Origin of the sequence: Chryseobacterium sp. IT-36CA2, assembly GCF_949767875.1 — a bacterium.
In the GTDB taxonomy this organism is placed as follows: domain Bacteria; phylum Bacteroidota; class Bacteroidia; order Flavobacteriales; family Weeksellaceae; genus Chryseobacterium.
In genome coordinates this window covers 920,779-933,443 of record NZ_CATKPG010000011.1, presented here as the reverse complement: position 1 = coordinate 933,443, position 12,665 = coordinate 920,779, and the positions used below count along the sequence as shown (strand labels likewise).

Below are 12,665 nucleotides of genomic sequence, written 5' to 3'. Positions count from 1 at the left end.
GTGAAATTATTTCCACAACTGTTTAATATTATTTTTTCATCTGTTAATCCCAAAGGATCTGTTAAAAATCAATAATTAATTTTTAATAATCTTCTGGGTATTTTTCTCTTTACCATTATCCAATGACAAGATATATACTCCTTTAAGTAATGATTCTACATTAATGGTCTGAGATTTTGTCTCTCCCGAAAGCACCACTTTTCCAAGGGCGTCAGCAAGCTGGTACTTAAACTCTGAACGGGAAGAAGATTTGATCTTAATAATATCGTTTACCGGATTCGGATAAATACTGATCGTGTTATTATCCCCTAAAGATTCACCAACCAATGAAGCAATAGAACCTGGAGCAGCAACTCTCAATGTATAATCTTCAACCTGTCCATAGCTAAACGTTCCGCATGGTGAAGTAGGTAACGAACTGTATTTCAACACAACTCTCATTCTTGTATTTCCTGTAACTGCTGTAGTAGGGATTGTTATATTCCCCGAAACAGGAGTGGTAGTACTTGCAGCTTTTGACCAAGCCAGTTCTCCGGCATCTGTAAAGTCTCCATCTCCATTAAAGTCAACATAAACAGCATATGCTTCACTATATTTTATTGATGACCAATATGGAGTTATTGCAATAGAATAAGTATTTCCTTTTACTACATCACCAATAACAGAAGTAAAGTTCTCATATCCAGCTGTACCTGTTGAAGCATTATTGATATTTGCAAATGTCACATTGCTTATGCGTTCGTCTGCTGTGGAATTAGCTGAAGAGGAGCAATAAGTTGTTGTACTCCCGCCAGATTGAGTAGTCACATTCACGGCATTACTAGCTGGTGAAATATTTCCGGCAGCATCTTTTGCTTTTACTGTAAAACTATATGAAGTAGCTGGTGATAATCCTGTTACAGAATAAGTTGCAACAGAAGTAGAACCTAAAAGGCTTGATCCTTGATATACATCATATCCCGCTACTCCTACATTATCCGTGGCTCCACTCCATGATAATACCGTAGAGTTTTGGGTTGTAGAAGATGCTGCTAGCTGAGGTGCAGTAGGTGCCTGGGTATCTGTTCCTGTGCTACCTCCATTATATGCCTGGCCTAAACCTACCGCATAAAATGCATTTTGCGTAGCTATATGTTCTGGTGAACCTGTACCATAAAGATCTATTGCCGACTGGATTCCGTACGTCATTGCATTATTATAAGTAGAATTAGCTGTAAGGTAAGAGGTTTCTAACCTATATACAATCTTTGCTGCTTTTTCAAATCCTATTCCAGTAACATTGAAACTATTTCCGATATCATTTGTTCCGGAGCCTCCCATTACCAAACGATAAAACCAATGGTTCAGTACACCACTATTTGTATGAACTCCACAATAATCATTAGTGTTTCCATTAGGAGTACACGAATTACTTGCATCTTTCCAATAAGTACCTTTATAAGTATCCGGTTGCTGATTTAAGCCTGAGTTTGGATTGCTCATTGATCTTAGGTAATTAGGAGCAACCTTAACAATATCTTCTCCGATTATAAAATTTTGTTTTTCAGGCGCATAGGTATTTTCAACCACCGCTCCCCAAATATCGGAAAGTCCCTCATTGATAGCCCCCGATTCCCTTTGATACACCAAACCAGCTTCTGCATCACATACTGCATGCCCTAATTCATGGGCGGTGACATCAAACGCAGCAAGTGGTTTAAACGTAGCATTCCCATCACCATATACCATTGCACTTCCGGTCCAGGCTGCATTTCCCCAAGAAGAACTAGGAGCCTGAATATCTCGCACATGTACATAACTTTTAAGCGCAGCACCCTGGTCATTATAACTATTTCTATTAAATGTACTTTTGAAATAATCATATGTTTTCTCTACTCCCCAATGTACATCCAATGCCACATCGTTTCCAGTTGAAGAATGTTCCGCGGTTGTCCAGTTATTATCCGTATCCGTGAAATCTGTGTTTACAAGATTACCATAAGTGTTATTATTATTGTTATATGTACTTACACCACTACCTCTTGTATTATCTCTCAATACATATTTACCATTCACCAGAGTGGTTTCAATAGATTTTGCTCCACTATATCTTGTCTGGGCATTCCCTGCAACAAGAAATGATGTGGAACTCTGTTGTGGATTATTTTCCGGCCCGATAATAGCAAGGCTTTTTAATTCTTTTCCATGGGTATTCTCTCCCGCATGCTTCATAATAGGATCATTAAGCAATATGGCGCCTGATTTTGCATCTACATAAATATTAGACCTTAAGAAAGGTTCTGCAGAAAAAATATCAAACTTATATGATAATAAAAGCCTGTATTTACCATCGGAAGCTCTAACAGGAAGTAAAACAAGTTCACCTTTCGGCTGATAACCTATATCTTTCCCATGTTCCGTGGCAGACATTAAGACTTTTGCACCCATATATTTAATAGCGGTGTTAAGTGCTGTGGATTCCGAAACATCTGCTTTTGTATTTACATCACTAGTATCATACATCTCGCCATTCATGCTTACCAGACTGCCTTTTATATAATGTAACATATAATTAGCAGATTCAACTTTAATCCCGTTATGGTAAAGTTGGTATTTCTCATCAGAAAAATCACTGAACAATTTTGCAGATTTGATCTTGATCATCCTGGATCCAGCTGGAAGGGCTAAAATTTCTGAGAAAAACTTTTCATTGTCAGACAAAGCTAAATCTTTAGCAGCTGTTCCTGGGCTGAACACAATTAATGATGACCTGCCGTCATCACTATTAATTTTTTGCTCAACATATCTTTGAGCCTGTAAAGAAACACCACTTAGCAAAAGCGGAACAAAAATTGCAAAAATTAATTTGTTTTTCATAATAAATTATATTTAGGTGATTAACAATCCAAATATAATAAACAAACCAATCTAACAATCATAAATGATAAAATATCTTTATCAAATAATCAATAAAACACCAAATAAACACACAAAAAATCAACCAAAATAACATTAAACAATAAAAAATATAATAAAATACAATTAAAATAAAAAATACAATACAATAAAAAATAAAAACACGTTTATATTTTTTATTAAGAATCAAATATTAATCAATAAAAAAATTATCTAAACTTTCATTCTATTTACCTTTTTAATTGAATATATGATCATATTTTTAGAAAAAAAATAACAGAAAAAATATATTACATGGTATTAATTACACCGTACTATTACCAGATACATTTAATAATGTGATGAATATTATTAATTATAAACTTCTCTTCATTTTTTTTACCCAACATTTTTTTTACAAGAGGAGAATCTACAGAGACAGTTATAATCTTCTTGTCTCCGAGAAAAACTTCTCCCATGGAAACCGCAACATAAAACAATCCTTTATCAGTCTTTACCAATGCGCCGTTCTGAACTTTTCCTGAAGGCTCAGACGTTATTTTCTGCAAAACAGCCTGCTGGTTCAATACTTCATTCAACTGTCTTTGCAGATTATTTATTTCCTGCTGAAGCATTTCTCTTCCTGTTTCATATTTATCGCCCATTGAGCTTTTCGTATCGTTGTTGGAAGCTCGTGTTTCTGCGATAAGGTTTTCAAAATACTTGATTTTGTCGGTAGTTTTTGCTTTTATGATATTGATTATTTCCTGTTTATTCATTGAGTGATCATTGTTTTATGGTGAACGGTAAAAGCTATCTTGTCAAAATCATAGATTTTGAAAACCCCTCCAGCGGAGGGGAATTGAGTACTTTTAAAGATTAATCGTTAAGATTCCATTATTTCAGTCAGAATTTCAAGGGCTTTACTGCTTATTTTTCAAATACGGCATAATCAGAAACCTTGAAGCTGAAGTCCTTTCCATTACTGAAATCTCTTTTTGTTTTATCAAAAACATTTCTGAATGTTCCTGATACATGTTCGTCTTCAATAGAAAAGTTAACAGGTTCTTTTGACATATTCAGCACTACTAATACTTCGTCTTTTCCGTTTTTTCTTATATAAGCCAGAATCTTATCGTTTGCCGTTGTATTCAGCAGGTATGTAGTCACATTAGGGTCTCCTCCTTTTAAAGCAGGGTTAGAAGTTTTTAAATCTAATAATGTTTTATAAAAACCGGCCAGCTGATAAGTATTGGTCCACTTGATGACATCTTTCTCGAAAAACTCCAGTCTTTTCATATTCGGAAGCTCCTGCCCTGAGTATAATAACGGAACACCATTCCATGTAGCAGAAAATACAGCCATAGGTTTTGTGATGACTCCATATTTTTCATATTCGGTTCCGTTCCATGAGTTTTCGTCATGGTTTGCGGTAAACCAAGCTCTCATAGAAGTATCTCCGATATTGGAATACTGTCTCAGAAGATCTTTTAATTCCTGAAGAGGTTCATTTTTTTTGTAATAGTCAGCAGTCTTATGCATCCATTTCCAGGAATAGCTGGCATCGAAAACTTTTCCGTACTCCGGGCTTTCTAATTCATCGAATTCTCCCAGCCAGAAAAGAGGTTTCACTTTTTCTACTTCGGGGCGTGCCTGCTGCCAGAAATCTACTTCTACCCATGAAGCAAGGTCACATCGGAAACCATCAATATTGGTTTCTTTCACCCAGAATTTCATAGCATCTATCATAGCCAGACGCATTTCCGGATTTTTATAATCCAACTCAATAATATCGTCCATTCCGGAAGCAATATGAAATTTCCCATCGGGATCTTTCAGATAAAATTCGGGATGTGTTTTCGTCCATACATGATCCCATCCTGTATGATTAGCCACCCAGTCTATGATTACTTTGAATCCTAATCTGTGTGCCTCATTCACCATATCTTTAAAATCCTGCAGCGTTCCGAATTCGGGATTAATGGAAGTATAATCTGCTGCTGCATAAGGACTGCCCATGCTTCCTTTTTTATTCTGCTGGGCAATTGGGGTAATGGGCATAAACCAAAGTGTTTTTACTCCCATAGATTTCAGGCGGGGCATTTCTTTTGCAAATGCTTTGAAAGTTCCTTCCTGAGTATATTGTCTTACGTTTACTTCATAAATATTTGTAGTGTGTTTCCAATCTTTTGGCAGTTCTGTCATCTTCTTTGTATTTTTTTGAGTGGTACAGGAAACAATTCCCAGACCAATTACAGCTAATAAAATTAATTTTTTCATCAATATATTTTTAACAAAAGTAAGGAATGTTTTTTGGGTGGAAAGGAGAAATGATAAAATCAGCTTATTTGTAAATTACCTTTTTTACTATTTTACTTTTTGCCATAAAAAAGCCCCGGATCAGAATCCAGGGCCATATATTGTGTTGATTATCTTTCGTCGTCGTTGTCATCTTCATCATCAAAGACATCGTCATTATAGTCTTCTTCTTCCTCATCATCAAAGCTGTCATCATCTTCATCTGAAAAATTACCTCCTGCTCCGAAATCATCTTCAAAACCAAACTCGTCATCTGCCAAAGGCATTGCTGATTTCTTTTTAGATCCTCCTGCACTTCCGTTTTTGCTAGGAGCTTTCAATGGAACGTTTCCAAACCTGTATACAGTGATAGGATAATTAACGCCTTTTGTTTCTTCAATTACTTCTACAAGCTCACAGAAGAATTCCCAAAGATCAAGAAGTCCGTACTGGAACTGTGCTTTGTCGCCTACATTTGCAAAAGCTTCATCAATGTAAACATCTGACATAATCTCACCATCACCATCATCACTCATATCTTCTAATGGGACACTTTTTACGATTGTTCCGTCATCTTCTAACAGATTAAAAGTAGAAAGCTCATCTCCCTGCAGACTGAATGCACTTTTAATTCCTAAATGTAAGTTCCATAACGTTTGTTTTCCCTTAACTTCGATATCACGGAAAATATCCTCTTTCGCATCTAATATTACGCGGATTTTGTAAACCATATCAGTTTCTTAAATTACTTTTTTGCCTTTATAATTATGATAAATCTCTGTTGCAAATATATAATAAATGACATGTGACAAAAAAATATTTCAGGATTTTTTAAAATATTTTTTTTTCTTACATTTTGCCAGAATTATTTACTTTTTTCAAGCATAAAACTGAATTTGGTCCCTTCAAGGTAGACACTTTCTACGGTAATATTTTCGTTATGTGCTTCAAGGATGTGTTTTACGATCGCCAATCCAAGCCCGGAGCCTCCTTCTCTTCTGCTTCTGCTTGTTTCTACACGATAAAATCTTTCAAAGATTCTTGGAAGAATCTCAGATTTGATTCCCATTCCGTTGTCTATGACTTCTATCAGCACCTTATTTTTCAGGACGCTGGTTTTTACGATTACTTTTGCTTCCTGTCTGTTAGCATAATGAATAGCATTGGAAATAAGATTAATAAAAACCTGGGAAATCTTCTGTTTGTCAGCTTCCACAAAGATCTGTGGATGCAGGGTCTGAATCTGTAATGTTGTATTTCTTTTTTCAGCTTCAAGATCAAGAAGATCAAAAATCTCTTTGATCAGAAGGTTGACATCAAATTTTGAAACGGTAAGATTAATTTCGCCGGCTTCCAGCCTGTTGATCATATCCAGATCTTTCACAATAGCAATCAGTCTTTCTACAGATATGTCTATTCTTTCCAAATATTTATCTCTGATGGTGAGATTATCTACTCCACCGTCTCTTAAGGTTTCTACATATCCCTGGATAGAAAACAGAGGAGTTTTCAGCTCATGGGAAACGTTTCCGATATATTCTTTACGGTAGCTTTCCATCTCTTTCATCATATCAATTTCTGATACCTGCTGCTGATTGAGATCTGAAAATCTTTCTCCTAATTCTTTAATGGTGATATTTTCGTCATGATTCTGTACTATTTCCTGTGGAAGAAAACCGGAAAGTCCCTTTACCTGTTTTCTGCTGTAGTAATTGAAAAGGAGTTCCAATACGACACAGTTGATCATAAAGATCAGGACAATACAGATGAAAAGACCCGTTTTAAACAAAGGGGTCTCATAATAGATATCTTTCAGTGAATCGAAAACGACTACTAAAAGGAACATTACCAGTGTCAACAGACAGGAGGCAACGAGGGTAAGTCTGTAAAATTTCAATTTTACAACGTTTTAATGATTGAACGTAAAGTTAAGATTTTTAGCGAATTAAACGATCAGTTTGTATCCAATCCCTTTTAATGTCTGAATCGTATTGATTCCTAATTTTTCTCTAAGCCTTCTAATGTGAACATCAATAGTTCTCTCTCCTACAATCACATCATTACCCCAAACTTTTTCCAGAATTTCTTCTCTCTTGAAAACCTTTTCAGTATTGGAAGCCAAAAGGTAAAGCAAATCAAATTCTTTTTTGGGAAGAAGAAATTGCTGTCCGCTTTTGGAAACTCTGAAATTATCTTTATCGATAACAAGGTCTCCGATTTCGATTAGTTTAGCATTATCAGACACCTGAGAGGTTAGCTGTAATAATGCATTTACTTTAGAAATAAGGATTTTCGGTTTAATCAGTTTTACGACGTAATCATTAGCGCCTGCCTGAAAACCTGCTAACTGAGAAAACTCTTCGCTTCTTGCAGAAAGGAACACAATAAGTGTTTTTTGAAGTTCTTTCACTTTACGAAGTTCCTGACAGGTTTCTATACCATCTTTCTCAGGCATCATGACATCTAATAAGATAAGATCCGGAACAATCTCCTTTGCTTTTTCTATACCTTCATTACCATTGGTAGCTGTATAGATATCATACCCCTCCTTTTCCAAATTGTAAGACAGAATCTCTAAAATGTCCAGTTCATCGTCTATTAAAAGAATTTTTTTGCTCATCTTCTAGTTTAAGAATTCCCACAAAATTAATTATTTCAATTGATTTCATCTATCCGTCAAATGTTAACTAATTATTAAAAAACCACATTTTGACTTAAAATTATAAAATCAATAAAAAAATTAACAAATAAATACACACAAATCAAATATAAGGAATAATATTTAAAATTAAAACAAAAATTATAATTATATAAATAAAACATTGATAACTATAAAATCAGCTCATCCGTTAATACAAATTTCACAATTAATTAAGATTATCCTAAAGTTTTCCTAAAAACTTAGCCTTTATTTTGCCCTTGAAAAAGAAGTAAAAGAAGTAAAATGAAAAAACAACTCCACAAGAGCATTATGCTACTTGCCTTGTTTTCTGCTGGCTATGCTTTTGCACAAAGCCAAATTTTGGAAGGTAGGGTATTGGACGAGAAAGATAACACTCCTATAGAAGGGGTAAAAGTAAAAGTAAATGGACAGGAGGTAACGACTGACATTTCCGGATACTACTCTATCAACCTTTCCCCTGGTACCAATTACATTGTAACAGTAAGCTCCAATGGGTATAACAGAAAAGAGATCAGCGAGGTTATCATCAAAAACGAAGGTAATACTCATCTTGATATCGTTCTGGATAAGCCCTCTACTAAAGAAAAAGAAATTGAGGGAGTTGTCATAAAATCTAACGCAAGAAAAGAAACCATAGCCTCTACCATCGGTTTACAAAAAAACGCTGGTGTAGTTTCTCAGGTTATCGGTGTTGAAGCTATTAAAAGAAGTCCGGACAGAAACACAGGTGAAGTTCTGAAAAGAGTTTCCGGGGTGAGTTTATCTGAAGGAAAATATATCGTAGTAAGAGGTTTGTCAGACCGTTACAACCAAGCGATGTTAAATGGTATTCAGTTATCCAGTACGGAGCCTGACAGAAAGACTTTCTCTTTTGATCTTTTCCCTGCTAACGTTATCGAAACGCTTGTTATCAATAAAACCTTCATTCCTGAGTATACCGGAGAATGGGGAGGAGCTTTGATTCAGGTAAATACTAAAGATATTCCTAATAAGAATTTCTTCAATGTACAAGTGGGTGTAGGAGGAAATACGGCTACTATGGGACAGGAATTCCATATGCAGAAAGGTGGAAAATGGGACTTTTTAGGAATTGATGACGGTTACAGAAAGCTTCCTACCAATATGCCTGCAAAAAATGCTTTCAGTATTTTGACTGAAGCTCAAAAAACAGAGATTGGCAAAGGATATACAAAGAATTTGGGATACAACAGTATCGGTTATCCTGAAAATATCAGTTTACAGTTAGACGGAGGGTTTAATACCAAAGTATTCGGAAAAGATTTAGGGGTAATTGCAGTTTTAAACTACAGTAACAACAAAAGAAGAACTGAATCTACCAACCGTTTCTTTACCATCAACGACCAGCTTGCTGATACCAACTTCGATTATTTTACAGAAAAATACAGCAATGATATTATTTTAGGAGGAATGTTGAACTTAGCTTTAAAGCTGAACAGCAACAACAAAATTTCCCTAAAGAATATCATCACGAATAATACAGTGAACCACATGTCCTTCAGAACAGGAAAGGACTTTGAATTTGATCCGATCAACGGAACAAACATTATGGCAAGGGAGATTGGATTTAAAGAAACTACTTTCTATAACTCTACCCTTACCGGTAACCACAAAATTGATGTTCTTGGCGGACTTACCGTAAACTGGTACGGAAGTTTCGGGATTCTGGATCAGTATATTCCATTGCTTCAGCGTTTGCAGTATAACCAATACACAAACATGACAGGAAGCCCTTATCTAGCATTGATTTCCAATGGTCTTTCTCAAAAATCAGGAAGTGTATTCTACTCTACTTTAAGTGACTATCTATACAATGCAGGAGGTGACGTGTCAAAAACATTTACAATGTTTGGCCAGAAACAAACAATCAAAGGAGGTTATTTATTCCAGGTAAAAGACAGAATATACAACTCAAGACCATTCTCTGTAAGACTTGAAAAATTCAACCAGGGATTACTTTCCCAACCTTTTGAAACTATTTTCAATCCTGAGAATTTCGGAGGTAATGGTGGATTTACATTTGATGAAATTGCAGGAAACCAGTACAGATATATTGCCAATACAATCCTTAACGCAGGATATTTACAGTTTGACAATAACTTTACACCATGGTTAAGAGCAGTTTGGGGATTAAGAGTTGAAAACTTTGACCAATTGGTGGGAAGCACAAAGAAAAGTGACGACCGTTTTGTGAACACACGTGTTACAGACTTTTTACCAGCCGTTAACTTGACATTCAAGGTAAATCCTAAAATGAATATCCGTGTTGCAGGTTCACAAACTGTGGTAAGACCGGAATTCAGAGAGGTTTCTCCTTTAGCATATTATGATTTTGACCTTGGAGCCACTGTAATTGGTAATAAATCTATTGAAAGAACTAAAATCACGAGTGCCGACGTTCGTTGGGAATATTACCCAAGAAACGGAGAAATCATATCCGTAGCAGGTTTCTATAAAAACTTTAAAAAACCTATCGAATTATACTTCAACCAGTCTGGGGTAGGAACCAGTAATACCTTCAACTACCTTAACGTAGATAAAGCGGATGCTTACGGGGTAGAATTGGAAGTAAGAAAAAAACTGGATTTTGTAAGTGCTCTTAAAAACTTTACGCTGGGTGGAAACGTAGCTTTAATTAAAAATAAAGTAACAGACGAGGCTACTAAGATTGACAGACCAATGCAGGGGCAATCTCCATATACTGTTAACGTAAGCCTTCAGTATGATACTGAAAAATCAGGATGGTCTTCTACAGTATTATTCAACATGATCGGAAGAAGAATCCTTTATGTAGGAAATGATCAGGTACCACCAATCTGGGAAGCACCAAGACCTCTTTTAGACTTCCAGGTTGCTAAAAAGATCTGGAGCAATAAAGGAGAGATCAAGCTGAATGTTTCAGATATTCTGAACCGTCGTGCCAAATTCTACCATGACCTGAACGACAACGGTAAGTATGACAGCAAAGATGCTCTTGCTATTGAAAGACTTTCAGGAACCAATATCAGTTTAACACTGGGATACAATTTTTAATTTACTCAAAATAATCTAATAAATAATTTAATTCTTTATAACATGAAAAAGTTCGTTTTATATTCTTTAATGCTTGGCGCTATAGTATCAACTACCGCTTGTAGAAATATAGAAGAAGATGGACCTACCATTATTCAAAATGGAGGTAACGGAAACGGAGATACTGAAAACCTTATTCTTTCAGGAAAGATCACTTCCAGTATGACGCTTAAAGCTAACAAAATTTATAAGCTAAGAGGACTAGTATATGTAACTAACGGAGCTACTTTAACGATCGAGCCAGGTACAAAAATTGTAGGTGAGGCTGATAAAAACGGAGCTTTGATCATTACAAAAGGAAGCAAAATCATGGCAGAAGGTACTGCTGCCAACCCAATTATCTTCACTTCTGAAAAACCAAGTCCTAAGAGAGGAGACTGGGCAGGTGTAGTAATCTTAGGAAATGCTCCTACTAATGCTTCTTTCGGTGGAGCAAACGGAGTTGGAGAGATTGAAGGAGGTATCAACAACTCTGAAGGTCTTGGACTTTACGGTGGAAACAATGCTGCTGACAACAGTGGTGTATTAAAATATGTAAGAATAGAATATGCAGGATATGCATTCTTACCAGATAAAGAAATCAACGGACTTACTTTCGGTGGTGTAGGTAACGGAACTACAGTAGATTACGTAGAAGTTGCTTATGCTAATGATGACAGTTTCGAGTGGTTTGGAGGAACGGTAAACTGTTCTCACCTTATTTCTTACAAAGGTCTTGATGACGATTTCGATACTGACAATGGTTTCTCAGGAAATATTCAGTTTGGTATTGCAGTAAGAGATTCTCAGGTAGCAGACGTTTCAGGTTCTAACGCTTTTGAATCTGATAATGATGCTAACGGTTCTACTTTAACACCTCAAACTTCGGCTACGTTCTCTAACATGACGATCATCGGGCCAATCAACTCTGCAGCTCCAGGATCTATCAACGCATTATTCCAGAATGCATTACAGATCAGAAGAAACTCTTCTATCTCTGTATTCAACTCCGCATTCACAGGATTCCCTGTAGGTTTATTCATTGATGCTACGAAAGGAGCTCCAACGGATAACAATATTGTAGGTAACAAATTATTCTTTGAAAACAACGTTTTAGCAGGAAATACAACTCCTTTAAAATTCGGACCATCTACATCTACTCCGACAACGTATACATTAACAGATCTTACAAATTGGTTTAATGCTAAAGGAAATACAATCCTTGCTTCTACTGCTGATGTAAAACTTGCTGGTGCTTGGGCTCCTGCAGGAACTACACCAAACTTTACTCCTAATGCTGGTTCTCCGCTATTAACTGGAGGAGCATTCACTAATCCTAAATTAGCAACTTGGTTCACACAGGTTACTTACAGAGGTGCAGTAAAAGATGCCAACGATACTTGGTATGCAGGATGGACAAACTTCAACTTATAACATTATAGTACTTAGATTTAATTTCAAATAGAAGGCCTTCGGAAATATTTTCCGGGGGCTTTTTTTATCATTATGATCAATGAGTAGGGTTGTCTGCTGAAATCAATATTAAGAGGTGTTCATATTGTAAAAGCAGAAAAGGGAATATGAACAGTAGTTGTTTGGGTTGAACACTGATTGTTCTTTCATAAGTTTTGGCTAAAGCCGGACGAATGATTCTTCTATTTAATAAATGGGCTAAAACCCATTCCTATTGATAGAGAAGAGACCCGAAACCTCATCATTCATCATTTATAATTTATAATTT

Annotated in this window: 8 protein-coding genes; 2 read left to right on the top strand and 6 right to left on the bottom strand. The window is 35.9% G+C overall.

The window, feature by feature from the left end; translation table 11 throughout:
- Positions 1-75: 75 nt before the first annotated feature.
- The 6 genes from ACM6F9_RS05085 to ACM6F9_RS05060 form a co-directional block, all read right to left on the bottom strand.
- Entirely contained in the window at positions 76-2,856 is a 2,781-nt protein-coding gene (locus tag ACM6F9_RS05085; RefSeq protein ID WP_414844695.1) for a M4 family metallopeptidase, read from the bottom strand.
- Between the two features lie 356 nt (positions 2,857-3,212).
- Positions 3,213-3,653, bottom strand: a complete 441-nt coding sequence (locus tag ACM6F9_RS05080) for a hypothetical protein (protein WP_414844694.1) — start codon at positions 3,651-3,653, stop codon at positions 3,213-3,215.
- Positions 3,654-3,804: 151 nt separating this feature from the next.
- On the bottom strand, positions 3,805-5,154 hold the full coding sequence (locus ACM6F9_RS05075) for an alpha-amylase family glycosyl hydrolase (RefSeq protein ID WP_414844693.1): 1,350 nt from the start codon (positions 5,152-5,154) through the stop codon (positions 3,805-3,807).
- Between the two features lie 149 nt (positions 5,155-5,303).
- Entirely contained in the window at positions 5,304-5,903 is a 600-nt protein-coding gene (locus tag ACM6F9_RS05070; protein ID WP_414844692.1) for an IS1096 element passenger TnpR family protein, read from the bottom strand.
- A 134-nt stretch (positions 5,904-6,037) separates the two neighbouring features.
- Positions 6,038-7,069, bottom strand: coding sequence for a sensor histidine kinase (locus tag ACM6F9_RS05065; protein ID WP_105701743.1), 1,032 nt, complete (start codon positions 7,067-7,069; stop codon positions 6,038-6,040).
- A 48-nt stretch (positions 7,070-7,117) separates the two neighbouring features.
- Complete coding sequence (locus ACM6F9_RS05060; protein WP_076596113.1) at positions 7,118-7,792, bottom strand: response regulator; 675 nt, start codon at positions 7,790-7,792, stop codon at positions 7,118-7,120.
- A 324-nt stretch (positions 7,793-8,116) separates the two neighbouring features.
- Here ACM6F9_RS05060 and ACM6F9_RS05055 point away from each other — a divergent pair, with 324 nt between their 5' ends.
- On the top strand, positions 8,117-10,906 hold the full coding sequence (locus tag ACM6F9_RS05055) for a TonB-dependent receptor domain-containing protein (protein ID WP_414844691.1): 2,790 nt from the start codon (positions 8,117-8,119) through the stop codon (positions 10,904-10,906).
- Between the two features lie 42 nt (positions 10,907-10,948).
- Entirely contained in the window at positions 10,949-12,358 is a 1,410-nt protein-coding gene (locus ACM6F9_RS05050) for a hypothetical protein (protein ID WP_414844690.1), read from the top strand.
- Positions 12,359-12,665: the final 307 nt, after the last annotated feature.

Excerpts from the sequence above, each read along its gene's own strand:
- ACM6F9_RS05085 (WP_414844695.1), bottom strand. The coding sequence starts at position 2,856 with ATGAAAAACAAATTAATTTTTGCAATTTTTGTTCCGCTTTTGCTAAGT.
- ACM6F9_RS05080 (WP_414844694.1), bottom strand. The coding sequence starts at position 3,653 with ATGAATAAACAGGAAATAATCAATATCATAAAAGCAAAAACTACCGAC.
- ACM6F9_RS05075 (WP_414844693.1), bottom strand. The coding sequence starts at position 5,154 with ATGAAAAAATTAATTTTATTAGCTGTAATTGGTCTGGGAATTGTTTCC.
- ACM6F9_RS05070 (WP_414844692.1), bottom strand. The coding sequence starts at position 5,903 with ATGGTTTACAAAATCCGCGTAATATTAGATGCGAAAGAGGATATTTTC.
- ACM6F9_RS05060 (WP_076596113.1), bottom strand. The coding sequence starts at position 7,792 with ATGAGCAAAAAAATTCTTTTAATAGACGATGAACTGGACATTTTAGAG.
- ACM6F9_RS05055 (WP_414844691.1), top strand. The coding sequence starts at position 8,117 with ATGAAAAAACAACTCCACAAGAGCATTATGCTACTTGCCTTGTTTTCT.
- ACM6F9_RS05050 (WP_414844690.1), top strand. The coding sequence starts at position 10,949 with ATGAAAAAGTTCGTTTTATATTCTTTAATGCTTGGCGCTATAGTATCA.